23 protein-coding genes are annotated in these 21,752 nt (G+C 63.1%); 8 read left to right on the top strand and 15 right to left on the bottom strand.

All coding sequences use genetic code 11. From position 1 onward, the window contains the following. Positions 1 to 4: 4 nt before the first annotated feature. The 3 genes from EL191_RS16475 to EL191_RS16465 all read right to left on the bottom strand — a co-directional run bounded on the left by EL191_RS16475 (position 5) and on the right by EL191_RS16465 (position 1,578). Positions 5 to 286 (bottom strand): peptidylprolyl isomerase, encoded by a 282-nt coding sequence (locus tag EL191_RS16475; protein WP_013716561.1) that lies wholly within the window; start codon positions 284 to 286, stop codon positions 5 to 7. 97 nt (positions 287 to 383) lie between these two features. Next, positions 384 to 962, bottom strand: coding sequence for a hypothetical protein (locus tag EL191_RS16470; protein WP_013716560.1), 579 nt, complete (start codon positions 960 to 962; stop codon positions 384 to 386). A 13-nt stretch (positions 963 to 975) separates the two neighbouring features. After that, on the bottom strand, positions 976 to 1,578 hold the full coding sequence (locus EL191_RS16465; RefSeq protein ID WP_041979890.1) for a hypothetical protein: 603 nt from the start codon (positions 1,576 to 1,578) through the stop codon (positions 976 to 978). Positions 1,579 to 1,855: 277 nt separating this feature from the next. On the opposite strand from EL191_RS16465, the gene EL191_RS16460 reads away from it, so the two are divergent. Continuing rightward, positions 1,856 to 2,305, top strand: a complete 450-nt coding sequence (locus EL191_RS16460; protein WP_013716558.1) for a hypothetical protein — start codon at positions 1,856 to 1,858, stop codon at positions 2,303 to 2,305. On the opposite strand, the gene EL191_RS16455 is transcribed toward EL191_RS16460, so the two are convergent. After that, positions 2,306 to 3,355 carry a GGDEF domain-containing protein gene (locus EL191_RS16455; RefSeq protein ID WP_041979891.1) on the bottom strand — a complete coding sequence of 350 codons (1,050 nt, stop codon included), beginning with the start codon at positions 3,353 to 3,355 and terminating at the stop codon, positions 2,306 to 2,308. It abuts the gene before it with no gap. A 185-nt stretch (positions 3,356 to 3,540) separates the two neighbouring features. On the opposite strand from EL191_RS16455, the gene EL191_RS16450 reads away from it, so the two are divergent. After that, on the top strand, positions 3,541 to 4,401 hold the full coding sequence (locus EL191_RS16450) for a CAP domain-containing protein (protein ID WP_013716556.1): 861 nt from the start codon (positions 3,541 to 3,543) through the stop codon (positions 4,399 to 4,401). Between the two features lie 9 nt (positions 4,402 to 4,410). Here the strand turns inward: EL191_RS16450 and EL191_RS16445 are convergent, their stop codons facing one another. Next, complete coding sequence (locus tag EL191_RS16445) at positions 4,411 to 4,998, bottom strand: NAD(P)H-dependent oxidoreductase (protein ID WP_013716555.1); 588 nt, start codon at positions 4,996 to 4,998, stop codon at positions 4,411 to 4,413. A 151-nt stretch (positions 4,999 to 5,149) separates the two neighbouring features. Here EL191_RS16445 and EL191_RS16440 point away from each other — a divergent pair, with 151 nt between their 5' ends. Next, entirely contained in the window at positions 5,150 to 5,446 is a 297-nt protein-coding gene (locus EL191_RS16440; RefSeq protein ID WP_041979892.1) for a putative quinol monooxygenase, read from the top strand. A gap of 129 nt (positions 5,447 to 5,575) precedes the next feature. Next, positions 5,576 to 6,889 carry a methyl-accepting chemotaxis protein gene (locus EL191_RS16435; protein WP_041769538.1) on the top strand — a complete coding sequence of 438 codons (1,314 nt, stop codon included), beginning with the start codon at positions 5,576 to 5,578 and terminating at the stop codon, positions 6,887 to 6,889. Here EL191_RS16435 and EL191_RS24675 read toward each other — a convergent pair. The 3 genes from EL191_RS24675 to EL191_RS16420 form a co-directional block, all read right to left on the bottom strand. Beyond that, the gene (locus EL191_RS24675; RefSeq protein ID WP_041979893.1) at positions 6,886 to 8,019 is read right to left on the bottom strand and encodes a methyl-accepting chemotaxis protein; all 1,134 of its coding nucleotides are present in this window, start codon (positions 8,017 to 8,019) and stop codon (positions 6,886 to 6,888) included. The two genes, EL191_RS16435 and EL191_RS24675, sit on opposite strands and share 4 nt — an antisense overlap. A 180-nt stretch (positions 8,020 to 8,199) precedes the next feature. After that, entirely contained in the window at positions 8,200 to 10,209 is a 2,010-nt protein-coding gene (locus tag EL191_RS16425; RefSeq protein ID WP_017362604.1) for a peptidase U32 family protein, read from the bottom strand. A gap of 109 nt (positions 10,210 to 10,318) precedes the next feature. Further along, positions 10,319 to 11,083, bottom strand: a complete 765-nt coding sequence (locus tag EL191_RS16420) for an AraC family transcriptional regulator (protein WP_017362603.1) — start codon at positions 11,081 to 11,083, stop codon at positions 10,319 to 10,321. A gap of 324 nt (positions 11,084 to 11,407) precedes the next feature. Between EL191_RS16420 and leuA the strand changes: the two genes are divergently transcribed. Together leuA and EL191_RS16410 are read left to right on the top strand one after the other, a co-directional pair. Beyond that, positions 11,408 to 13,093: a 2-isopropylmalate synthase gene (gene leuA / locus EL191_RS16415; RefSeq protein ID WP_041979894.1), complete on the top strand. Its 1,686-nt coding sequence runs from the start codon at positions 11,408 to 11,410 to the stop codon at positions 13,091 to 13,093. 90 nt (positions 13,094 to 13,183) lie between these two features. Then, a complete protein-coding gene (locus EL191_RS16410) occupies positions 13,184 to 13,828 on the top strand; it encodes a YecA/YgfB family protein (protein WP_041979895.1) in 645 nt (214 codons plus the stop codon). Positions 13,829 to 13,914: 86 nt separating this feature from the next. On the opposite strand, the gene EL191_RS16405 is transcribed toward EL191_RS16410, so the two are convergent. From EL191_RS16405 to EL191_RS16395, 3 genes are all read right to left on the bottom strand, one after another. Then, positions 13,915 to 14,736: an HDOD domain-containing protein gene (locus EL191_RS16405; protein ID WP_017362600.1), complete on the bottom strand. Its 822-nt coding sequence runs from the start codon at positions 14,734 to 14,736 to the stop codon at positions 13,915 to 13,917. Between the two features lie 184 nt (positions 14,737 to 14,920). Beyond that, positions 14,921 to 15,376, bottom strand: a complete 456-nt coding sequence (gene eco / locus EL191_RS16400; RefSeq protein ID WP_041979896.1) for a serine protease inhibitor ecotin — start codon at positions 15,374 to 15,376, stop codon at positions 14,921 to 14,923. Between the two features lie 113 nt (positions 15,377 to 15,489). Then, positions 15,490 to 16,467 carry a LysR family transcriptional regulator gene (locus tag EL191_RS16395; RefSeq protein WP_041979897.1) on the bottom strand — a complete coding sequence of 326 codons (978 nt, stop codon included), beginning with the start codon at positions 16,465 to 16,467 and terminating at the stop codon, positions 15,490 to 15,492. Between the two features lie 102 nt (positions 16,468 to 16,569). On the opposite strand from EL191_RS16395, the gene EL191_RS16390 reads away from it, so the two are divergent. After that, on the top strand, positions 16,570 to 16,839 hold the full coding sequence (locus tag EL191_RS16390; protein WP_041979898.1) for a DUF2798 domain-containing protein: 270 nt from the start codon (positions 16,570 to 16,572) through the stop codon (positions 16,837 to 16,839). 121 nt (positions 16,840 to 16,960) lie between these two features. Here the strand turns inward: EL191_RS16390 and EL191_RS16385 are convergent, their stop codons facing one another. The 4 genes from EL191_RS16385 to EL191_RS16370 all read right to left on the bottom strand — a co-directional run bounded on the left by EL191_RS16385 (position 16,961) and on the right by EL191_RS16370 (position 20,840). Next, positions 16,961 to 17,308 carry a cupin domain-containing protein gene (locus EL191_RS16385; RefSeq protein WP_013716543.1) on the bottom strand — a complete coding sequence of 116 codons (348 nt, stop codon included), beginning with the start codon at positions 17,306 to 17,308 and terminating at the stop codon, positions 16,961 to 16,963. 214 nt (positions 17,309 to 17,522) lie between these two features. Then, entirely contained in the window at positions 17,523 to 18,041 is a 519-nt protein-coding gene (locus tag EL191_RS16380; protein WP_126403514.1) for a phage infection protein, read from the bottom strand. A gap of 190 nt (positions 18,042 to 18,231) precedes the next feature. Further along, positions 18,232 to 19,323 carry an SMP-30/gluconolactonase/LRE family protein gene (locus EL191_RS16375; RefSeq protein WP_041979918.1) on the bottom strand — a complete coding sequence of 364 codons (1,092 nt, stop codon included), beginning with the start codon at positions 19,321 to 19,323 and terminating at the stop codon, positions 18,232 to 18,234. Between the two features lie 206 nt (positions 19,324 to 19,529). After that, positions 19,530 to 20,840 carry a methyl-accepting chemotaxis protein gene (locus EL191_RS16370; protein WP_041979919.1) on the bottom strand — a complete coding sequence of 437 codons (1,311 nt, stop codon included), beginning with the start codon at positions 20,838 to 20,840 and terminating at the stop codon, positions 19,530 to 19,532. Between the two features lie 146 nt (positions 20,841 to 20,986). Here EL191_RS16370 and EL191_RS16365 point away from each other — a divergent pair, with 146 nt between their 5' ends. Then, complete coding sequence (locus tag EL191_RS16365; RefSeq protein WP_041979920.1) at positions 20,987 to 21,730, top strand: class I SAM-dependent DNA methyltransferase; 744 nt, start codon at positions 20,987 to 20,989, stop codon at positions 21,728 to 21,730. Positions 21,731 to 21,752: the final 22 nt, after the last annotated feature.

Below are 21,752 nucleotides of genomic sequence, written 5' to 3'. Positions count from 1 at the left end.
AGGGTCAGTCCTGGCGGCTGGTGACTTCCAGCAGGTGATAGCCGAACTGGGTCTTGACCGGGCCTTGCACCACGCCGACCGGTGCGCTGAATACCACGGTGTCGAATTCCTTGACCATCTGACCCGGGCCGAAGGAACCCAGGTCGCCGCCGCTACGGCCGGACGGGCAGGTGGAGTTGTCTTTGGCCAGTTGGGCGAAATCGGCACCGCCCTCGATGGCGGATTTCAGTTCGTTGCACTTGTCTTCGCTGGCAACCAGGATGTGGCGGGCAGTGGCGCGGGCCATGGGAGTACCTCCTATCGATAGAGGTGCAGAGCCTAGCGCAATCGCTTCGACAATCAAACGGGCGCGCGACGCAGGGTGCGCCACGCGCGCTGGTCGCTCAAAGCAACTGCTTGTCGACGGCTTGCTGCAGCGTGCTCTGCGTCAGCTCGGTGAGCAGTTTGTCGCTGCGGTCCTGGAAGGGCACGGCGAAGATCAGCAACAGGTGCATCCAGGTCGTCAGGGACTCCTGGCGCTGGGCGACGCCACGTTTGTTGCCGTCTTGGTCACGCACGACCATGTCCATCGTCAGGGTGTTGTCGAAGGCACCGGGGATCAGGAACAAGGTTGCCCCGGTCAGCATGGCCAGGCCCATGTTGCCGGTTTCGTGATTGCGCAGGGTCACCGTCATATACAGGTCGGATTCTTCCTGTTCGGTGGTCACGCGTGAAAAGCGCCCGCTCTCGCTGAGGGTCTTGGCGATGACCTGCTCCAGCTTGGCCACGTCGGCATTGCTCACGCGCGGGTTGTCGTTGACCTGATATTCACCGTGAACCTTGAGATAAACGCTCGGTTTGTCCTGTTCCGGTGAGGCCAGCGGCCATTGATCGACCTTCTGCAACGAGTTGTGCGAGTAGGTCATGCAGCCCTGCAGGCTGGCCGATGCGATCAGCAGCATCAGTGTGAAGAGTTTCTTCATGGGAAAGTCCTTTTCAGTGAGTCAGTTGTGCGGTGCCGTCCTGCAGCAGTTGCTCGACCAGCTCGGTCAACTGCTGTCCGCCAGAGGGGAACATGTAGTCGTAGTCCCAGAGGCCGGTGTTCTTGTCTACTACCAGCTTCTTCTGGGAAAGGGCCAGTTGCTTGCCCTCGCTGTCGAGAATCTGCAGTTCGGCAGCCAGGTCATACTTGTCGACGTAGATCGGCCCGTTGACCCAGATCCAGATCGTCAGCGTCAGCAGTGCGCCCGGGAAGTAGCCGGGGTGAGGCGTACGCTTGCCCTGCAGAGAGGAAAAGTCGAACTGCAGTTGAACGTCCTGCTCATTCAGCTTGGCCGGGAAGCTGATCACGCGCCGGAAGTATTCGCCTTTCTCGACGTGCTGGCTGATCTGGGCGGTCAGCTGATTGCCGATGTTGCGGCGGGTCTGTTCGTCGAGACGTTGGTCGGTGACTTTCACGTCCTTGATCATGGCGCTGCCTGGCAAGGACCGCTCGACGATCTGACTGGGAGGGGAGATTGGCCCCGCCGGGGTGAACGAGACGCAGCCGGTCAGCGCCATGCTGACAAGGCCGGCTGCGAGAAAGTGTGCTTTGAACATCTGGAGCATCCTTGGCGTATTGCTGAAAAAGCGGATATCCGTCGGTGGTCGCTGGTTTCCGCCTGAGCGCTATCCCTTGCCATCCTTCGGCGCGGCGGCATGTTAGCGTCAAGCAGCCATCGTTGGAATGATGGCGATCACAGCTTGCCTGGCAAAAGCTTGCCTCAAGCTGGCAAGCAAGTGCCGCCGAGAATGCTGAAGAACCCATGATCACTGGCTTGCAAGGCTGGCCCGAAACCTGCTTTGCCTGTGGCGAATGCATTTGGCGGGAGGCCATATGACCAGCATCAACAACAGCATACCTGCCATGCTCAGCTACTACGGCAGCCAGGCAAACAATCGTTCCAGCACCGCCAGTGGCGAAACCGACAGCCAGGCCAGCCAGGACCCGCTGGGTGATCTGCGGCGTTTTGCCAAGCAGGTGGTCGCGCGTAGTGAGGGTGGACTGCTGCGTGCGATGAACGGCGGCTCGGCACCGGCCAGCAATGCCGTGCAGCGCAGTGCCGGCAATCAGGCTGCCGCACCCTCGGTGATTCAGTTGCCTGACGTGACGCAGCTCGATCGCGATGACGCTGCCAAGCTGCTGCAGCAGGTACAGAAGATGGTCGACGCCGGCCTGGACGGTAGCGTGCGCATCGCCGGCCACAATGGCGACAAGCAGACCGACTCGCTGGAAACCTACCGCCAGTGGCTGCAGGAGAAGGGCGGGCTCAGCGTCTACGCCTGATCAACCCAGTGCCGCTTGGCTGTCGCCGGCGCCTTCACGGCTGATGACCCGGTTGCGACCGGCACGCTTGGCGGCGTAGGTACGCCTGTCAGCCGCCAGCATCAGCTCATGCAGGGACTGCCCGTCTGCCTTGAAGCTCGCCACGCCGGCGCTTAGCGTCATGGGCAGGGCGATGTCATCGAATGCCAATGGCTCCGCTGCCAGGCGCTCGCGCAGGCTTTCCGCGATGTCGCGGGCCTGCTCCGCGGTGCTGCCGGGCAGCAGCACGGCAAATTCCTCACCGCCCAGGCGACAGAACAGATCATTGATGCGCAGCCGTTGCGCCAGCACCGTGGCGAAGTGAGCCAGGGCACGGTCGCCGATCTCGTGGCCGAAGCGATCGTTGATCTGCTTGAAGTGATCGATATCGAGAAACACCAGCGAAAGCGAGGTGCCATTGCGCAGCGCATGGGCGCGTTCGCGTTCGAATACCTCGGCCAGTTTAAGCCGGTTCGGCAGGCCGGTCAGGGCATCCGTGGTGGCCTGCTCGGTCAGACGCTTTTCATTGAGAATGCGGCTGCGCTCGTAGATGTGGGCGAAGATCATCACCGCCAGGCTGGCCAGGCCGAGATTGGCGATGATCTCGACGTTCTGCAGCAGACTCTCGGATGAAAATCGCCGGCTGAAGACGAACAGGCCGATGCCGACGAACAGCACCGAGCCATACATGCCCAGGCGCAAACCGAGCAGCAGATAGCAAATGATCGGAATTGACTGTATCCAGGCGAACACCGCGAAGGTGGTGTGGGTCTGAGCCAGCGCCACGATCATGATGCTGAAGAACGGCAGCAGGTATGCCGCGGTCAATAGTTGCAGGTTGCGGGTTCGCTCGAGGATGGTCAGCAGATACAGCGATACGGCGGCGTAGCCTATCTCCAGGCCCGCCAGCAGCCAGTTATCGTGCAGCAGATTGACCACTGAGAAGAACAAACCGCCGCACAAAGTGATCCATAGCAAGGCTTTGAGGACCAGACGTCGATGTTGCTCGTTCTTGGTGAAGTAAGCGGGCATCAGTGTTCTCGAGCGGAGTGAGGCATTTGCGTCAGTGGTGCGATGGCGGCAAGTGGCGTCATGCAGGAACCCTGCCGAGCCTGGAGAGTCCAGTGTTCGCGGGCATTCGAAGGGACGAGGAAACCGGCCATGATGGTGCGCCGGGAAATACGTCAGAATTACGACGTTAGTTGGGAGAGGGCTGTATGACAACAACAATGGACAAATGGGGATGGCGGCGCTGCCTGCTGGCGCTGCTGTTGATGGGTGGGCTGGGCTCGGCCCAGGCCAGCGAGGATCTGGCGCTGATCGAGACGATCAATGCCTATCGCAGCGAAGTGCAGCGTTGCGGCGTGCAGGCTTCCGAACCGCTGCCGCCGCTGACCAATGACCCGCGCCTGATACTGCCCGCCAATGGTACCGGGGACCTGCAGGATTTGCTCAGCGCCGCCGGTTACCCACTGGTCAACGTCCAGGCCATCACCCTCTCTGGCCCACGCAATGCGCAAGCGGCGATGCAGGCGTTGAGCGAGAGCTTCTGCCGGGTACTGCTCGATCCGCAATTCATCGACATTGGCGTTAGCCAGCAGGATCGTGACTGGCGCATCGTGCTTGCCAGGCCGCTGCTCAGTGGGCGCCTGCAAACCTGGCAGACCGAAGGCGAGAGTCTGCTGTTGCAGATCAACTCGGCCCGTGCCGAGGCCCGCCAATGCGGCGACCAGGCGTTCGCCGCGACGGCGCCACTGGTGTGGAACGCCGAATTGGGCAGCGCTGCCGAGAGCCACAGTCGAGCCATGGCCAACGGCAATTTCTTCGCCCATCAGGGCCGTGATGGCCTGACACCGGGTGATCGTGCCGAGCTGGCAGGCTACGGAGGCACCAAGGTGGGCGAGAATATCGCCGCCGCGCTGGACACCACCGCCAAGGTGGTCGAGGGCTGGCTGGCCAGCCCGGGGCATTGCGCCAACATCATGAACCCGGAGTTCAGCGAGTTGGGCGCTGCCTACGCCAATGACCCGCAGAGCGACGCCGGCATCTACTGGACGGCTTTGTTCGGTGGGCAGTGAGGTAGTGGCTCAACTGACGCCGAATACCCTGGCCAGGTGCTGCTCGTAGCGTGCCACGTCACGCTCGACGTTCGGCACCTTCATCACGTCGTTGCACAGGAAGGTGGGCAGGGCGCTCATGCCGAGGAACTCGTTGGCCTTGTGGAAGGGGAAGTACACCGCGTCGACGCCCTTGCCCTCGAAGAAGTCGCTGGGGTCTTCGAAGGCTTGCAGCGGAGCGTTCCAGGTCAGCGACAGCATGTACTGCTTGCCCTGGATCAGCCCGCCGCTGCCGTATTTTTGCGACGCATCGGAGCGCGTACGGCCGTCGTTGGCGTAGAGGCTGCCGTGACCGGCGGTGAACACCTCGTCGAGGTACTTCTTCACCGTCCATGGGGCGCCCATCCACCAGCCGGGCATCTGGTAGATCACCACGTCGGCCCAGAGGATTTTCTGCACTTCTTCGTCGATGTCGTAGCCGCCATCGATGAAGGTGGTCTTGATGTCGAAGCCGGCACGATCGAGGAAGGCCACGGCAGCGTCGTGCAGGGTGGCGTTGTACTGGCCGTTGGAATGGGCGAAGGCTTTGCCGCCATTGAGCAGGAGGATCTTTTTCATCGGGGTTCTCCAGAAAGTGTGGCGGCAGGTTATCGAGCCCCGCGCGGGTGAAACACCCCGCAACGATCAAATCATTGTTGACTGATAGTCATGAAATGTTGGGTTAATCCTGCGTTAAGGTGAGACTCCTTGTGACCTCAGGAGACTTTTCATGCACGCCTTCATTCTTCACGCTCACGCCAGGCCCGAGCAGGCCGAGGCTTTCGAGCAGCTGTTTCGTGCCTACGTCGAACCGAGCCGTGCAGAGCCCGGTTGCATCGAGTACCACATGCTGCGTGATGCCCAGGACCCGACACTGTTCATCTTCTACGAAGTCTGGGCGTCGCAGGCGGCGCTGGCCGGGCACATGGCGCTGCCGCACATGCGTGCCTTTCATGAGCGACGCATGGACTACCTGCGCCGCGATTTCGATGTTCGCGAAGTACTCATGCTCAGCCCTGCGGCCTGATACCGCGGCGCCGATACGCGGGCGCCTTTCGCGCTTTTCCATACGCCTTCTATGCTTGAGCTGAGACTGGCCTGGCTGCATGCCGAGGACAGCCAGACGATCTGGAGAATGACTGCTTGGAGAAGGCGCATGTTCGCTAATCGATTGAAGAAGGAGTTGCGGGAGAAAGAAACCGAGCTGGCGCTGTACAAGCAGCTCTACGAAGGCATCCGGGCGCAGAAGATCATGCTCTCGATAGATCCCGAGAAGCGCATCGTCGACTTCAATGACAAGTTCGCCCGTTTCGTCGGCTATACGCTCGAGCAGTTGAAGGGGCGCCCGCTGAGCGACATCGTGCCGGCTTACGTCAAGGATCTGCCGTGTTTCAAGAACCTCAGTTCGGCGATCGGTACCGGGAGTTCGGTCAGTGATCGTTATCGCTTCCTGCGTAGCGATGGTGCGCTGGTGTGGGTGCAGGCCTCCTGGATGCCGCTGGCCGACGAGCGTGGCGTGGTGCGCCAGATCCAATGCATCGGCAGCGAAGTGACCGAGAGCATGAACAAGGCGCGTGAGAACGAGGATTTCATCAACGCGCTGCTGCGCTCCACTGCGGTGATCGAGTTTGATCTCCAGGGCCATGTGCTCAATGCCAACCAGCAGTTTCTCGACGCTATGGGCTACAGCCTGGAGCGCATCCGTGGCGAGCACCACCGCATCTTCTGCGAGCCGCAGGAGACCGCGTCGGCCGACTATGCGCGATTCTGGGAGCGCCTCAATCGCGGCGAATTCGTCGCCGGGCGTTTCAAACGAGTGGACAGTCATGGCCGCCCCGTCTGGCTGGAGGCCACCTACAACCCGGTGCATGACACGCAGAACCGCCTGTACAAGGTGGTCAAGTTCGCCACCGTGATCACTGAGCAGGTCAACCGTGAGGAGGAGGTCAACGACGCCGCCGACACCGCCTACGGCATCTCCCAGCGTACCGACACCACCGCTCAGCAGGGCGCCCAGGTGGTGACCGAGACGGTGCAGACCATGCAACGTATTGCCCAGGAGATGACGTCGGCGTCCGAAGGGATCGAAGCCCTCGGCAAGCAATCAGTGCTGATCAGCACCATGGTGCAGACCATCGGCGGCATCGCCCAGCAAACCAACCTGCTGGCGCTCAATGCCGCCATCGAGGCTGCGCGAGCGGGCGAGCAGGGACGCGGCTTCGCCGTGGTGGCCGATGAGGTGCGTCAGTTGGCCAGCCGCACCAGCAAGGCCACCGAGGAGATCGTCGGGGTGGTGCAGGACAACCAGAAACTGGTGGACGCTGCGGTGCGTGACATGGCCAGCAGTCGCGCTCAGGCCGAGACCGGGTTGGCCCTGGCCAACCAGGCCGGCGATGTGATCGTCGAGATTCGCCAGGGCGCCAAGCAGGTGCTCGGCGCGGTGGAGCGATTCGCCCGGCAGTTGCACTAGGCCGGTACAGCCCGTAGACGCGGGCGTTCCACTGGCGCCGTCAGGCCCTTGTCGTGCTCGTCGAGCACCTTCCTGACGATGCGCATCACCTCGACGTTGGCGTCTTCCATGGTGGCCAGGTTGTCCAGCGTCTCCTGCAGCTGACCGCTGGCGAAGGCGGTGATGGCCTGCGCGCCGCACCGGTGGACCTGCTCGTGCGGATGTTCGATCTGGCGGAATTCGCGGTTGCCCTGCAGCGCCGCGTTGCCTTCGCCGTAATACCAGCGACCGAAAAGGCACTGCTCTTCGCTGGGCAGGTCGCGGGCATCGCCCTTGTCGTTCAGAATCGCCCGGTAGACCGAGGCCTTGAGCGACAGCTCGGCGAGGTTGGCCAGCTCGATGCCGGAGCGGAAGAACGACTGGCTGATCTCGTGATGCATGCGCTGCGCCTGGCCGTGGACGTTGAGCATGGCGCCGCTGGCTTCGGTGGTCATGGCATGGAAATGCCCGGCGCTGCCGGTATGTTGCTGGATTTCCTGCTGGGCGGCGTGGATCACGTTCTGGATATCTGCGGTCTCGCGAACGATGTCCTGGGTTGCGCTGGCGGTCTTCTCCGCCAGATCGCGGATCTCACCAGCGACCACGGCGAAGCCGCGACCGGATTCCCCTGCGCGCGCCGCCTCGATGGCGGCATTGAGTGCCAGCAGGTTGGTCTGGCTGGCGATGCTGCCGATCAGGCCGACGATGCGGTCGATCTCACTGGCACGCTTGACCAGTTCCGAGATGCGCTGATTGAGGCTGGCCAGGCCGTCCTCCATGCGTTGCGACTCCTCTTGCAACTGGCTGAACTTGAGTTTGTTCTGGATCGCCGCCTGGGCCACGTCCTGGGCGCGGCGATTGTTTTCATCGAGACGCGCGTTGAGGTAACTGAAGGAGTCGCCGACATGCTCGATGGATTGGCCGAACTTGAGCAGGTTACCCGCCAGCCCCTGGTAGAAGCTCAGGTCGCTCTGCAGCCGGGTGTCCTCCTGGCTGGCCTGCAGCGCGCTGCGCAGATGTTGGGTTTCCTGCTCACTGGCGGTGAGGCGAGCGAGTAGGGCGTGATGCTCGGCTTCGAGGCTGTGATGGCGTTTGGCGCTGACGAAAAACATGGCGGTATCCGGCACGAAAGGAAGAGGTCCCTGAGGACATTTCAGATTTCGTGCCAGCGCCTGGTGGCTTGCAAATCAGTGACTTACCGTTTCGCTGTCATTATGACCTGATGTCAATCCGACATTTTGCAGTATTAATGACCTGATGTAGCACCGGCCTATCGCCAGGCCGGGCAGGTGTCAGTGGCTGTAGCCCGGCTTCTGGCGGATGGTCTTGAGCAGGTCGTCCGGGCTGATATGACCGACCACCTGGGCCGCCGCACTACCGGGTTGCGGCAGGTCGAGGATGTGGCCCTTCATCTTGCCGATCACGTGCATCTCGCACGGCTTGCAGTCGAACTTCAGGGTCAGCACCTCGTCACCGTGCACCAGCTGCATCGGCGCGACCTTGGTCTTCACTCCGGTGACGCCCTTGGCCTGTTTCGGGCACAGGTTGAAGGAGAAGCGCAGGCAGTGCTTGGTGATCATCACCGGCACTTCGCCGGCTTCCTCGTGCGCCTCGTAGGCGGCGTCGATCAGTTGTACGCCGTGGCGATGGTAGAACTCACGAGCCTTGTGGTTGTACACATTGGCCAGGAACGACAGGTGCGACTCGGGATACACCGGCGGTGGGTTGCTTTCGGCCTTGCGGCGGCCTCGCGGATGAGCGGCGACGCGTGCCTCGGTGAGCTTGTCGATGGCGTCGCGGCGCAGGGCCTTGAGCTGCGAGTTGGGCACGAAAAACGCCTGTGGCGCATCCAGCGTCACGCCCTGGGCGTGGTAGATGGTGGTGCCGAGTTGGGTCAGCAGATCGCGCAGGCCCTCGAGCGCCTGTTCCGGCTTGTTGGCCACGCCGAACGGGCCGGGAAGGGCGACGTCGACGCTGATGCCTTCTTCGCTGGTGGCGGTGAGTTTGAGGGCATCCTCGCGCAGCTCGGCCTTCCAGCTCACACCAATACGGCGTTCGGCGCTGGTGCGCTGCAGCGCCTGCTGCCAGTTGTGGTCGAGGTTGCGCGACAGCGGGTGATTGGGGCGCAGACGCAGCAGCCCTTCGGGCATCTCGTTGGGCTCGACGCGGTAGCGATAGCGCTTCTCGCCATCCTCTTCGAACTCGCCCTTGAGTTCGCAGATGTTGGCGCGAAAGCCCACCACCTCGCGCTTGACCAGCACGTTGAGGCCGTCGCCGTTGGACAGCGGCTCATGGGTGACGGCGATCAGGTCGCGTTTGTTCACCTTCTCCACATGGCCGACAGGAAGCCCGGTGAAGGTCGGCGAATCGAAGGCGCCGATATCCACCTTGCGCTCGGTGACGAAGTAATCGGTGCTGCCGCGGTGGAAGGTCTTGTCCGGGTCGGGCACGAAGAAGTGCGCGGTACGGCCGCTGGAGGCGCGGGCTAGATCCGGGCGGTCTTCGAGAATGGTGTCGAGCTCGCGGCGGTAATGGGCGGTGATGTTCTTCACGTAGGCCACATCCTTGTAGCGGCCCTCGATCTTGAACGAGCGCACGCCGGCCTCGACCAGGGCGCGCAGGTTGGCGCTCTGGTTGTTGTCCTTCATGGACAGCAGGTGTTTCTCGTAGGCGATCACGCCGCCTTTTTCATCTTTGAGGGTGTAGGGCAGGCGGCAGGCTTGCGAGCAGTCGCCGCGGTTGGCGCTGCGCCCGGTTTGCGCGTGGGAAATGTTGCACTGGCCGGAGAAGGCCACGCACAGCGCGCCATGGATGAAGAACTCGATGGCAGCATCGGTCTCGTCGGCGATGGCGCGGATTTCCTGCAGGTTCAGCTCGCGGGCCAGCACCAGCTGGGAGAAGCCGGCCTGGTCGAGAAATTTTGCACGCGCCAGAGTGCGGATATCCGTCTGGGTGCTGGCGTGCAGTTCGATGGGGGGGATGTCCAGGTCCAGCACGCCCAAGTCCTGCACGATCAGCGCGTCCACGCCCGCGTCGTAGAGCTGGTGGATCAGCGCGCGCGCCGGCTCCAGCTCGTCGTCATGCAGGATGGTGTTGATGGTGGTGAAGATGCGCGCGTGATAGCGACGGGCGAACTCCACCAGCCTGGCGATATCGGCCACCTCGTTGCAGGCGTTGTGCCGGGCACCGAAACTCGGGCCGCCGATGTAGACGGCGTCGGCGCCATGCAGGATGGCCTCGCGGGCGATCTCGACATCGCGGGCAGGGCTGAGCAGTTCCAGGTGGTTCTTGGGCAAGGACATGGTTTTTTCTTTATCAGGCGACACGGGCAAGGGGCGCATTGTACCGGCGTGGCGCCACTTCGGCATCCGCCGCTGATCCTGCGTGAGGCCACAGGAGGATAGTGTCGGCTCAGCGGTAGAAGGCCGAGGGCGGTACGCCGAACTGGCGGCGGAAGGCTGCGGCGAAGGCGCTCTGGCTGTCGTAGCCATGCTGCAGCGCCACCTGCAGCACCGGCAAGCCCTGGGCCAGCGCCTCTAGCGAGAGTAGTAGGCGCGCCTGTTGGCGCCAGCGGCCGAAGGTGATGCCGGTGCTGCGCTGAAAATGGCGGTGAAAGGTCTTGCTGCTCATCGCCAATTGCTTCGCCCAATATTCCGCCGGTTCGGCCTGCGCCGGGTTGTCTGCCAGACTCTGGCAGACCCGGGCAATGCGCGCGTCGTCCGGCCAGGGCAGGTGCAGCGGCAGCACCGGCAGGCTGCTCAGCTCATCGAGCAGAAAGCGCATCAGCCGCCCGTCGCGGCTGTCGGCAGGGTAGTGCGCCGGTACCAGGGTCGCGGCCTGAATCAGCTCGCGCAGCAGCGGGCTGACGTCGATCACGCAGTTGCCGGCGGGCAGGCCTGGCGCTGCATCGGGGTTAACGAACAGGCTGCGCACTCGGGTGACACCGCGCATCTGCAGGCTGTGCTCGCAGCCGGCCTGCAGCCACACGCCCCGTGTCGGCGGCGTGACCCAACGCCCGGCGGGGGTATCGACCACCAGCACGCCCTCGATGGCGTAGATCAGCTGCGCGCGTGGGTGGCTGTGCGACGGCACCTGGTGACCGCTGGGGTAATCGATGGCCACGCCGGTGACCGGCATGCTCAGGGATTCGTAGGGCAGTGCGGTGTGATCGACCATGGCGGGTTTGGCGAGGGCAGGTTGTGCAAAGGACAGGCGGCCACCCTAGCGCCGCCTCGGTAGGTTGTCCATTTTGCGATAACGGTAGGCTATTTGGCGCAAGGTGGTCGGTGCGGCAGGCATTACTCTGACCACTCACTTCACGGACATGCCGCCATGACCTCGCTTGCCGACCTACGCGCACTACGCCTGAGCCCAGGCCGGGATCAGCCCCGGTGCGTGACCGCCACGCGCCGCTGATCTCCCCCGATCCCGGCCTCGAACAGCCTGCCATGCAGGCAAGGGAGATCGCGTTGTTCTCCGTTCTCCCATCGAGGCTTTGCCATGTTGCGCAATCCGCACACCAAGTACCGCGCGTTTCCCCCCGTCGACCTGGCTGATCGCCACTGGCCGCAGCAGCGTTTGCAGCAGGCGCCGATCTGGCTTTCCACCGACCTGCGCGACGGCAACCAGGCGTTGTTCGAGCCGATGAACCGCGAGCGCAAGCTGCGCTTGTTCGACGAGCTGGTGCGCCTGGGCTTCAAGGAAATCGAGGTGGGCTTTCCCGCTGCATCGAGTACCGATTTCGACATCATCCGCCAGTTGATCGACGAGGGCGGTATTCCCGACGACGTCACCCCCATGGTGATGACCCAGCTACGCGAGGACCTGCTGCAGCGCACCGTGCAGGCGGTGGCTGGCGCGCGGCGGGTGATCGTGCACCTGTACAACGCCATCGCGCCGCTGTGGCGCGAGGTGGTGTTCAAGCTCTCGGTGGATGAGGTCGAGGCACTGGTGGTGCAGCATATCCAGTTGTTCAAGACGCTGACCCAGGCCCACCCCGAGACTGAATGGGTGCTGCAGTACTCGCCGGAAACCTTCTGCATGGCCGAACTGGAGGTGTCGCTGCGCATCTGCAACGCCGCCATCGAGGCCTGGGATGCCGGCCCTGCACGGCCGATCATCATCAACCTGCCGACCACGGTGGAGGTGAGCAGTGCCAATGTCTTCGCCGACCAGATCGAGTGGATGCACCGGCGTCTGGCCCGCCGCGAGCATGTGCTGCTGTCGGTGCATCCGCACAATGACCGCGGCACCGGTGTGGCCTGCGCCGAACTGGCGCTGCTGGCCGGTGCGCAGCGGGTCGAGGGCTGCCTGTTCGGCAACGGCGAGCGCAGCGGCAACCTCGATCTGGTGACCCTGGCGCTGAACCTCTACACCCAGGGCATCGATCCGGGCCTGGATTTTTCCGACATCGCCGGCGTGGCGCGGGTGGCCGAGGCCTGCACCGGTTTGCCGATCCATCCGCGTCATCCCTATGTCGGCGACCTGGTGTTCACCGCGTTCTCCGGCTCGCACCAGGACGCCATCGCCAAGGGCTTCGCCGCGCAGGACCCGCAGGGCCTGTGGCAGGTGCCGTACCTGCCAATCGACCCGCAGGACCTGGGGCGCACCTATGACAGTATCGTGCGGGTCAACAGCCAGTCCGGCAAAGGCGGCATCGCCTACCTGCTGCAGCGCGACCACGGTGTGCAGATGCCGCGCCGCCAACAAGTGGAGTTCAGCGCCATCGTGCAGAAGCAGGCCGACAGCAGCGAAACCGAGTTGTCCAGCGCCGAGCTATGGCAGTTGTACCAGCGCACCTACCTGGCTCCGGCGCGGCCGGGCGGCGAGCTGGTCTACCGCAGCCATCGCCTGCAGGAAGTGGGTGAGCGTCAAGTGATCGAACTGGAGGTCGAGGTGGTCGGTCAGCGCCTGAGTCTGCGTGGCGAAGGTAACGGCCCCCTGGCCGCCGCGGTGGCCGCGCTCGGTCTGCCGCTGCGCATCGACGACTACCAGGAGCACAGCCTGGGCGGCGGCAGCGAGGCCAACGCGCTGGCGCTGGTGGAAGTCAGCTGGCCGGGGCAGCCCGGCTCGCGCTTCGGTGCAGGACGCGATGGCAACCTGTTGCGCGCATCGTTGCAGGCGCTGCTGGCGGCGGTGTCGCGTTTCGCCCCGGCTCTGCAGCAGCTTCGCGCCCGGCAGGCGTGAGAGGGAAGGCCTGACCGCCTGGCGGTCAGGCTGTTTCGCGGCGGTCAACTGTGGGACAGTAGCGCCCTTTTTTCAGCGAGAGGCGTGGCGATGGACAACAGAGGCTTGGAGAAGCTCGATCAGTGGCTGCTCAAGTACGGCAACGATGACTCGATCCTCTCTGCCAGCGAGCTGGACGGCTATTTCGCCGCCATCGTCTCCGCGCCGCGCCAGGTCGCGCCTGCCGTCTGGTATGCGGCGATCTGGGCCGACCAGCCACCGCAATGGCCGAGCGACAAGGATGGCGAGCGCTTCATGAAGCTGGCGGTGGAGCTGATGAGCGAGGCCACCTACATGCTCAGCGAAGAGCCGGACGACTATGAGGCGATCTTCCTCGCCGATGGCAACGGCAAGGGCGAGAAACTGATCGTTTCCGAATGGTGCGCCGGTTACCTGCGTGGCGCTGCGGTGGCTGGTTGGCTGGAAGAGCCGCTGCCCGATTCGGTGGCGGCAGCTCTGGCGTTGATCACCCTGCACGGCGACGAAAGCGGTACCGAGACGCTCAAGGCCATGTCCGACGCGGAATATGACGCCAGCACGGCGATGATCGAGCCGGCCGCCGTCGAACTCTACGAGTACTGGCAACAGAATCTGGACCCGCTGCTGCCGGTACGCCGCGAGGAGGCCAAGGTCGGCCGCAACGATCCCTGTACCTGCGGCAGTGGCAAGAAGTACAAGCAGTGCTGCATGCGCTGATGCCATCCTTGCCTGCACCGGCTGACTGAAGCCCGATCCTTCAGCCAGCCGCTTGCAGCAGTTTTCGCGATGGGAATGTGCTGGGGTTAGCCGAGCAACTCGGCAAATGCCTTGTCCGCCTCCAGTACCGCCGGCAGGGCTTCGAACAGCTTGTCCAGGTCGACTTCTTCGAACAGCGGGCCTTCCAGGCTCTGCTTGGCCTGCTCGCTGACACCGTCCAGCTCGACGCACTCCGCCACGGTCACCGACTGGGCGACCAGGCGTGCATAGCGATTGTCACCGGGCGCCTGGGTTGGACGAGCCTGGAAGGCAATCGCGTGCTGGATCAGCATAGGCAATTGCCAGCGCCTCGCCAGTTCGGCACCCACCTCCGGGTAGCCGAAGCCCAGTTGCAGGGTTTCCTCGGCAGCGTGGGCTGCGGCCTCGCGTCTCGGGTGGCGGTTCATGCGCCGGGCGAAATCCGGTGCGCCAGTCTGGATCAGCAGTTCGCCGATGTTGTGCATCATGCCGCAGGTGAAAGCCGCGTCGGTGTCCAGCTTCATCTGCTTGGCCAGGCAGCGGGAGATACTGGCGACGCGGAAGCTGCGAATCCAGAAACCCTTGAGGTCGAAGCCGGTATCGGGCTTGAACGCGCCCGTCATGGCCGACGCCAGCACCAGCGTTCGCAGGGTATTGATGCCCAGGCGCATGGCGGCGTCCTCGACGCTGACCGCTTCGCGGGAACCACGAAAGCGCGGCGAGTTGGCCAGGCGCAATACCTTGGCAGCGATGACCGGGTCGCGCTCGATATTGCGCGCCACGCTTTCCAGGTTGGAGGAGGGGTTGTCGAACTGTTGGATCAGCTCCTGCGCGACCTTCGGAATGCTGGGCAGGGTGTGCAGCTGGGCAAAGAGACTTTCGATATCCATGTTGGCTCCGATAGATACGGGCGCAGCTCTGGCGCTCGGTGAGAAGGTGCTCTTTGAGCATAGCCGCGCCGGCCATCGCATCCAGTCTCGCAGCCGCTTGCTAGAGCTTTTTTCCCCGTACCCCGCTCTCGGGCAAGTGCCGCGAAGCACCGGCCATCCATGGCCGGTGCGGCAGAGCCCGACGCTACTGGCGCGGCGCCACGCTGCTCTGGCCCAAGGCCGACCACAGGCGATAGCGCACTTCGATATCGTCCGGCGCGTAGATCACCAGTGGCAGCTTGCTGTTGTAACGCACCAGGTGCGGCTCGCCGCCAACGCGCACGAATGCCTGCTTGCGGCTGCCGTCCGGGCAGGCCATCAGTGTGCTCACCGCCGGACCTACCTGGCCCAGTTCGTAGTAGCTGTAGCCCCAGCCTTCCACGGTCTTTTCCTGCCACTGGCCACCCAGACGTTGCTGGTTGCAGTCCACCTCCAGCGTCTTGCCGGCGATGATTTCCACCTTGTATTCGGCTTCGTTGGCTTGCGCCGGCAGCTCGATCACATGGCGGCTGTAGCCTGCCTCGGCTGCAGGGTAGGGTTTCAGTGCCTCGGGCGTGGTGGCGCAGGCGAGGGTGAACAACGGCAGCTTGAGTCGGTTCATGATGATTCCTTGCTGAAGGGCCTTTTGAGCCATCCGTGAGTGGGAAACCGCCGGGTCGGCGGAGCAGCACAGACCGTTTTCAATAGGCCAGGTTCCCGCGCTTTCAAGCCGCTTCAGACGCCATGCCAGGGCGCTTCGGCAAAAGGTTGCAAATTGGCGGGCAGGGCGTGCTGCAGATAATCCATGAACAGCCGCACCTTGGGCGTCAGCTCGTAGCGATCACGCACGCACAGGTAGTAGTCTAGCGGTGCGCTGGTGGCCCGGCCATGGGTGGGCGTGGCCGAGGAGAACAGTTCGACCAGCTCGCCGCGGGCCAGGTAGGGATCGGCAACGAAGGACGCCAGCCGGGTGATACCTCCGCCTGCCGCGGCGCATTGGGCGAGGGCATCGATGTCGTTGCTGCTCATGCCAACCCTGACCTGGGCATCGAAATGCACGCCTTCGCGAACGAAGCCCCAGCGCAGGAAGCGTCCGTCGGTGGCGAAGCGAAACAGCAGGCAGTCGTGGTCGCGCAGTTGTTCGGGCTCGCTGGGGCGTCCGGCACGTTGCAGGTAGGCTGGCGCCGCGCAGAAGCGTGTCTGCGCGGTGGCGATGCGCCTGGCCACCAGGCCGTCCTGCAACTGCTGGGCGATGTGGATACTGAGGTCGACACCCTCCTGGATGTGATCGACCACGGCGTCGGTCGTCAGCAGTTCGCAGCGGATGCGCGGGTGCTGCGCCATGAAACCGGGGATCAGCGGGGCCAGTACGTGACGGCCGAATGCGGCGCTGGCGGCGATGCGCAACTGGCCGCGCGGTTCGTCCTGCAGATCGGCGACGGCGGCGCGGGCCAGCTCCAGCTCCTGAAGCACCGCTTGCACGCGCTCGAAGTACAGCGCGCCGGCGTCGGTCAGTGCCAGGCTGCGGGTGGTGCGGGTGAGCAGGCGCAGCCCCAGGCTCTGCTCCAGGCGGGCAATGTTCTGGCTCGCTGCCGCTGCGCTGATACCCAGCAAGCGTGCGCCAGCAGCGATGCTGCCGCTCTCGACGGCCTTCACGAAACTCTCCAGGCCGCGCAGGGTGTCCGTGCTTTTGCTTTCCAATTGGATGTCCATTCGTAAGTTAAGCTTGATACTCAACTTACCTTCCGCCCTCTACCGTCGCAATCGCCTTCATCGCTAGAGTGCCGGCACTTTCATCGAACAGGAAAACTGAACATGTCCGATCTCGACCTCGCGCCAGGTGTCACGCGCAGCTGGAAATTGCCTGCGCGCGCCATGCCTGTGGCCTTTGCCTTTTTCATGTCAGGCATCGTGGCCATGCTCATGTCGCTGGTCATTACGGCTGCAAACCGTGGTCTTGGCGAGGGTTACCTACAGGCGGTGCTGAGTGCATACAGCCTGGCGATGCCGGTGGCTTTCGTCTGCGTGATGCTGGTGCGACCGATCGTGCTCAAGCTGGTGAGCCTGACGGTAAGGGCGCCCTGAGACATCCTGGGTAGCTCTGGAGACTCGGAGCTTTGGCGGGGCGTGCTGCCTTTGACTAACGCCAGTGAGGCGCATGAGTGTGCGCCGGCAGAGGGCGCACACCGATATGAGGGGGCAGCGATCAGGCGAAAACGAAGTACTTGCGAACGGTCTCGACCACTTCCCAGGTGCCTTTCATGCCAGGCTCGACCACGAAGATATCGCCAGCCTTGAGGTGAATCGGCTCCATGCCGTCCGGGGTGATGATGCAGTAACCTTCCTGGAAGTGGCAGTACTCCCACTTCACGTATTCCACACGCCATTTGCCGGGGGTGCAGATCCAGGTTCCCATGATCTTGCTGCCGTCGTCGGAGGTGTAGGCGTTGAGGTTGACGGTGTGCGGGTCACCTTCGATGCGCTCCCATTTGCAGGCATCGACGACGGGCATCGGTTGGGTATCGCGCAGAACGGTGATCGGTTTGTTGGCCATTTTGGCGCTCCGGTGTCGGTCAAAAAGAGCTTTCACCATAGAGCGGGGTGGCAGCGGTTGGTTGCCGGGGCGCGACACGGGGGTATTCATTCGCGCTGTGTACGGGTGACCTTTCAGTGCCCCAAACAGCAAGGCCGGCTTATCAGGCCGGCCTTTTCGGGCTGCACTTGCCATCGAGTCATACGACGTTCTCGATCAGTGGGTGAATGGCCAATCAGGCGGTGCGATTCTGAATCAGACGATCTGAGCCACCTTCGGCGACGCGGTTCTGGATCAGACGATCAGAGCCACCTTCGGCGATGCGGTTCTGAATCAGACGGTCGGAGCCACCTTCAGCGACGCGATTCTGAATCAGACGATCAGAGCCACCTTCAGCGACGCGATTCTGAATCAGACGATCGGAACCACCTTCAGCGACGCGATTCTGAATCAGACGATCAGAGCCACCTTCGGCGACGCGGTTCTGAATCAGACGGTCGGAGCCACCTTCGGCGACGCGGTTCTGAATCAGACGGTCGGAGCCACCTTCGGCGACGCGATTCTGAATCAGACGATCGGAACCACCTTCAGCGACGCGATTCTGGATCAGGCGGTCGGAACCACCTTCGGCGATGCGGCTTTCGATCAGGCGATCAGAGCCACCTTCGGCGACGACAGGTTGGGTAGAGGACGCGGCGAATACGTTGGCTGCCAGTACGGAGAAAGCGAAGCTGAGGACGAGTTGGCGTTTCATGGTGTTTTGCTCCAGCGGGGTTGTGGTTGGGTATGGAGCAGATGTTACGCACTGGATTTTTTCAGAGAACTTCATTGGCATGATGGTGAACATCGATGCCACTGATGCTTGCTGAAACGCCCTAAATAGAGCGCTCAAGGCCTTGTGAAAGGCGCGGCAGGCCACGGCCGGAGCGGCCGTGGCGCAGTGGTTAGTTGATGAAGGTGGCGCCGCGTGCGTTGACGAACAGGGAATAGATGCCATGGCTGCTGGCCATGAACAGGCGATTACCTTTCTCGCCGCCAAAGCACAGGTTGGCGCAGCGCTCCGGCAGTGCGATATGGCCGATGGCCTTGCCCTGCGGGTTGAACACGCGCACACCATCGAGCTTTTCCGGATCGCTCTCGGCCGAACCGTTGCTGCCCCAGCCGCACCACAGGTTGCCGAACTCGTCGCACTTGATCCCATCCAGCGCGCCGGTGTCGGTGGCTTCGATGTGTTTGCGGCGTTGCCCGAGGCTGCCGTCGTCGTTTACCTGATAAGCCCACACCAGGCGATGCGGCTTGGCACGACCCTCGACGATGTACAGGGTCTTCTCGTCCGGCGAGAAGCACAAGCCGTTGGGGCCGGCCAGATCGTCGATCACTCGGGTGACCTGCTGCGTTTCGCCGTCGATGCGGTAGACGCCATGGGGCAGCTCCGGCTCGATCTTGTAACCCTCGTAGAAGTTGCCGGTCTGGAAGGGCGGGTCGGTGAACCACACCGAGCCGTCGCGCTTGACCACCAGATCGTTCGGCGAGTTGAAGCGCTTGCCCTCAAACGTATCGGCCAGCACGGTGATGCTGCCGTCGTGTTCGGTGCGGGTGATGCGTCGGCCAACATCCTGTGTGGTCGAGCCCTCGCAGGCAATCAGCCGGCCCTGGCGGTCGCGCACCAGGCCGTTGGCATAGTTCGATGGCTGGCGGTAGACGGCCAGCGACTGACTGATTTCGTCCCAGCGCATGATGCGGTTGTTGGGGATGTCGCTGACCAGCAGGTAGCGACCGTCGCCGAACCATACAGGGCCTTCGGCCCAGCGGATGCCATCGGCGAGTTTTTCCACGCTGGCGTTGAACAGGCGTAGTTGCAGGAAGCTGTCATCCAGCGGCTTGACCGCAGCGGATGGGTAGCGCAGGTCGAGAGGCTGCGTGGCATTGGCCAGTTGCGGCAGCAGCGAGGCGGCGCTGGCGGCGGCAGCGGAATAGACCAGCGACTGCTTGAGAAATTGGCGGCGTGAACCGTCGGGGCGTTGTTCGTCATTCATCGTGAGGGTCCTTGTTGTTCTTGTTGATCGCAGATGCGACCCGTGAAACTTATACGATGTATGACAACATTGAAAATAGTGGCATTCAAATGCATTGGGAATATGCACGGATTGGCTTTTGGCCAGGTATTAGGGGGAGAGATGGAAGATAGAGTTGTGTGATGACGTGTTCTGGGGCGGTGCCTTAGGCACCGACGCCCCCTGGGTTACAACTGCGTGGCGAAACTCTCGACCGCCTTGACCACGCGCCGCGCACCATCCTGAATTTCCTCGATCACCCGGCCAGCCTGGCCGGACAGTTCGAGGCCCAACTCGGCCTGGGTCTTGCCGCGATCGATGATCTCCACCGCGCGTTCGGCCAGTTGCTGGTTCTGGCCGACCACCGAGGTGATTTCCTCGGTGGCCGCGCTGGTGCGCGACGCCAACTGACGAACCTCGTCGGCCACTACGGCGAAACCACGCCCCTGGTCACCCGCTCGCGCCGCCTCGATGGCCGCGTTCAGGGCCAGCAGGTTGGTCTGGTCGGCGATGCTGCTGATGTTCTTGACGATGGAGCCGATGAGTTGCGATTGCTTGTCCAGCGCTTCGATACCCTGAGCAGCCTCCTGCATGCGCGCGGCCAGTTCGGTCATGGCGTCGAGCATCTGCTGCACCACCGAGGCGCCGTTGCGCGCGCTTTCGTCGGTGCCCTTGGAGGTCTCGAAAGCAATACCTGCAGCCTGGGCGACGGCCTCCTCGCGCTGCACCTGGTCGGTGATCACCGTGGCGAACTTGACCACCTTGTACAGCTTGTCGTGGGCGTCGGTGATGGGGTTGTAGGACGCCTCCAGCCACACGTCGCGGCCGTGGCTATCCAGGCGGCGGAAGCGGTTGACGACGAATTCGCCCCGGCGCAGTTGTTCCCAGAACCGCTGGTAGTCTGGGGAGTTGTATTCGCTCGGATCGCAGAAGATGCGGTGATGCTTGCCCTGGATCTGCGCCAGGCTATAGCCCATGGCATCGAGAAAACGCTGATTGGCGGTCAGTACCTCGCCGTTCAGGTTGAACTCGATCACCGCAGTGGAGCGCTGCAGGGCCTTGATCAGGTTTTCATGCTCGCGCGAGGTCTCGATGGTACGGGTCAGGTCGCTGCCATGGATCGAGAAGAAGCGGATACGCCCGCTGCTGTCACACACCGGCTGCAGGATCGAGCGCAGCCAGGCCTCCTCGCCGTTGCCGCGCAGCAGACGGATCACCCCGGCGAGGTGCTCGCCACGCTCCAGTGCCTGGCGTACGCGATGATGAAAGTCGAGATTGCGCACATGTTCGGGTATCAACTTCAGCAGGTGCTGACCTTGTAGGCGATCTGCCGTGTAGCCCATCTCCTTGAGGAAATTGCCATTGGCGCGTTCGATGCGGCCTTGCGGGTCGAGGATCAATACCAGCATCTCTTCTTCCAGGCTGGCGCAAACCTGCGTCACGGACGAGAAGTCGTCACGCAGAGTCTGCAACTCGTGCTTCAGTCGTCCATTGAACATGTGAGCATCTCACTGAGTGTTGACGTCATTGTTTCGGCTGCAAATGCCAGGAGTTTAGCGGGGGATCAGTGCGGCGTTTTTCTCTATCGGCGCACGGCTGTGCTTGGGATATGATGCGCGCCCCTCGACACCCCTGGCGGGTCACCATGTCCGGCAACGCTCTCTATACCGACCTGTCGGGCTATTACGACCTGATGTGCGCGGACATCGACTACGCCGCGCAAAGCCATTGCGTGCAGCGCCTGCAGCAATTGTTCGGCAACGGCGGCAGGCGCCACCTCGACCTGGCCTGTGGCACCGGCCCGCATGTGCGCCATTTTCTCGATGCCGGCTACGCCTGCAGCGGGCTGGACATCAATCAGCCGATGCTCGACCGCGCTGCCTTGCGCTGCCCCGAGGCACGCTTCGCCCGGCAGGACATGTGCGGCTTCCAGGTCGACGAGCCGCTGGACCTGATCACCTGCTTTCTTTACTCCATCCACTACAGCGCCAGCATCGAGCGGCTCAAGGCCTGCATCGCCAGCGTGCATGGCGCCCTGGCGCCGGGTGGGGTGTTCTGCTTCAACGCCGTGGACAAGCAGCGCATCGACAACACTTCGTTCGTTTCCCACAGCGTGCAGCATGGCGAAGGGCAGTTCCGTTTCAGCTCAGGCTGGTACTACCGTGGTGATGGCGAGCAGCAGGCGCTGCGCCTGCGCATCGAGCGGACCCTGGATGAGCAGACCGAGGTCTGGCACGACGAGCATCCCATGGTGGCGGTGAGCTTCGCCGAATTGCAGAACCTGCTGGCGCCTTACTTCGAGGTTCAGATGCTGGAGCATGACTATCAGCGGCTGGCCCAGTGGGATGGCAACTCCGGTAATGCGCTGTTCGCCTGCAGCAAGCGCTGAAAGGCAGGTGGCCGGGCCGCGC

It is taken from the genome of Pseudomonas mendocina, from assembly GCF_900636545.1.
Classification (GTDB): domain Bacteria; phylum Pseudomonadota; class Gammaproteobacteria; order Pseudomonadales; family Pseudomonadaceae; genus Aquipseudomonas; species Aquipseudomonas mendocina.
The sequence above is the reverse complement of the archived record's forward strand: the minus strand, read 5'-3'. Positions and strand labels throughout refer to the sequence as shown.

Excerpts from the sequence above, each read along its gene's own strand:
- EL191_RS16475 (WP_013716561.1), bottom strand. The coding sequence starts at position 286 with ATGGCCCGCGCCACTGCCCGCCACATCCTGGTTGCCAGCGAAGACAAG.
- EL191_RS16470 (WP_013716560.1), bottom strand. The coding sequence starts at position 962 with ATGAAGAAACTCTTCACACTGATGCTGCTGATCGCATCGGCCAGCCTG.
- EL191_RS16465 (WP_041979890.1), bottom strand. The coding sequence starts at position 1,578 with ATGTTCAAAGCACACTTTCTCGCAGCCGGCCTTGTCAGCATGGCGCTG.
- EL191_RS16460 (WP_013716558.1), top strand. The coding sequence starts at position 1,856 with ATGACCAGCATCAACAACAGCATACCTGCCATGCTCAGCTACTACGGC.
- EL191_RS16455 (WP_041979891.1), bottom strand. The coding sequence starts at position 3,355 with ATGCCCGCTTACTTCACCAAGAACGAGCAACATCGACGTCTGGTCCTC.
- EL191_RS16450 (WP_013716556.1), top strand. The coding sequence starts at position 3,541 with ATGACAACAACAATGGACAAATGGGGATGGCGGCGCTGCCTGCTGGCG.
- EL191_RS16445 (WP_013716555.1), bottom strand. The coding sequence starts at position 4,998 with ATGAAAAAGATCCTCCTGCTCAATGGCGGCAAAGCCTTCGCCCATTCC.
- EL191_RS16440 (WP_041979892.1), top strand. The coding sequence starts at position 5,150 with ATGCACGCCTTCATTCTTCACGCTCACGCCAGGCCCGAGCAGGCCGAG.
- EL191_RS16435 (WP_041769538.1), top strand. The coding sequence starts at position 5,576 with ATGTTCGCTAATCGATTGAAGAAGGAGTTGCGGGAGAAAGAAACCGAG.
- EL191_RS24675 (WP_041979893.1), bottom strand. The coding sequence starts at position 8,019 with ATGTTTTTCGTCAGCGCCAAACGCCATCACAGCCTCGAAGCCGAGCAT.
- EL191_RS16425 (WP_017362604.1), bottom strand. The coding sequence starts at position 10,209 with ATGTCCTTGCCCAAGAACCACCTGGAACTGCTCAGCCCTGCCCGCGAT.
- EL191_RS16420 (WP_017362603.1), bottom strand. The coding sequence starts at position 11,083 with ATGGTCGATCACACCGCACTGCCCTACGAATCCCTGAGCATGCCGGTC.
- leuA (WP_041979894.1), top strand. The coding sequence starts at position 11,408 with ATGTTGCGCAATCCGCACACCAAGTACCGCGCGTTTCCCCCCGTCGAC.
- EL191_RS16410 (WP_041979895.1), top strand. The coding sequence starts at position 13,184 with ATGGACAACAGAGGCTTGGAGAAGCTCGATCAGTGGCTGCTCAAGTAC.
- EL191_RS16405 (WP_017362600.1), bottom strand. The coding sequence starts at position 14,736 with ATGGATATCGAAAGTCTCTTTGCCCAGCTGCACACCCTGCCCAGCATT.
- eco (WP_041979896.1), bottom strand. The coding sequence starts at position 15,376 with ATGAACCGACTCAAGCTGCCGTTGTTCACCCTCGCCTGCGCCACCACG.
- EL191_RS16395 (WP_041979897.1), bottom strand. The coding sequence starts at position 16,467 with ATGGACATCCAATTGGAAAGCAAAAGCACGGACACCCTGCGCGGCCTG.
- EL191_RS16390 (WP_041979898.1), top strand. The coding sequence starts at position 16,570 with ATGTCCGATCTCGACCTCGCGCCAGGTGTCACGCGCAGCTGGAAATTG.
- EL191_RS16385 (WP_013716543.1), bottom strand. The coding sequence starts at position 17,308 with ATGGCCAACAAACCGATCACCGTTCTGCGCGATACCCAACCGATGCCC.
- EL191_RS16380 (WP_126403514.1), bottom strand. The coding sequence starts at position 18,041 with ATGAAACGCCAACTCGTCCTCAGCTTCGCTTTCTCCGTACTGGCAGCC.
- EL191_RS16375 (WP_041979918.1), bottom strand. The coding sequence starts at position 19,323 with ATGAATGACGAACAACGCCCCGACGGTTCACGCCGCCAATTTCTCAAG.
- EL191_RS16370 (WP_041979919.1), bottom strand. The coding sequence starts at position 20,840 with ATGTTCAATGGACGACTGAAGCACGAGTTGCAGACTCTGCGTGACGAC.
- EL191_RS16365 (WP_041979920.1), top strand. The coding sequence starts at position 20,987 with ATGTCCGGCAACGCTCTCTATACCGACCTGTCGGGCTATTACGACCTG.